The 512-nt window shown below is 54.7% G+C and carries 1 protein-coding gene; it reads left to right on the top strand.

Translation table 11 applies throughout. From position 1 onward, the window contains the following. The first annotated feature begins 9 nt into the window (after positions 1-9). Positions 10-483: a GTP-binding protein gene (locus tag B2T33_RS12190; RefSeq protein ID WP_349678259.1), complete on the top strand. Its 474-nt coding sequence runs from the start codon at positions 10-12 to the stop codon at positions 481-483. The last annotated feature ends 29 nt before the right edge of the window (positions 484-512 follow it).

Below are 512 nucleotides of genomic sequence, written 5' to 3'. Positions count from 1 at the left end.
ACCAAAAGCATGGATGTGCAGAAGTGGCTGCGTGATGAAGCCTATGAGCAGCACGGCGATGATCATGCACATCATCACGACGATCACGGGGATCATGCTCACGACCACGGCCACCATGATCACAGCCACGACGTCAACCGTCATGATGACCACATCCGATCCTTCTGCATCACCTTTGACGAACCGATTCACTGGGATGCCTTTGTTACCTGGGCCGAAATCTTTACCCAGATGCGCGGCGAAAGCCTTTTGCGCGTAAAGGGCATCCTTAATCTGGTCGGCGAAGATGCGCCTGTCGCCATTCACGCCGTGCAGCATGTCTTCCACCCGCCGGCATCCCTGCCCGCCTGGCCAAGCGACGACCACAGATCCAAGATTGTCTTCATCACCAAGGATCTCGGGCCCCAGGTAATCCGTGAATCGCTTTATCACCTGAATGCCGCGGTCAGTGAAACCAATGATCGCAATACGGTCGAAGAATAATCGACTGCGTTTGAGCCACATCAAGGATC

Source organism: Thalassospira sp. UBA4513, assembly GCF_002388495.1.
In the GTDB taxonomy this organism is placed as follows: Bacteria; Pseudomonadota; Alphaproteobacteria; order Rhodospirillales; family Thalassospiraceae; genus Thalassospira; species Thalassospira tepidiphila.
Note: the sequence above shows the minus strand (reverse complement) of the source record. Positions and strands in the feature narration are given on the sequence as shown.

Excerpts from the sequence above, each read along its gene's own strand:
- B2T33_RS12190 (WP_349678259.1), top strand. The coding sequence starts at position 10 with ATGGATGTGCAGAAGTGGCTGCGTGATGAAGCCTATGAGCAGCACGGC.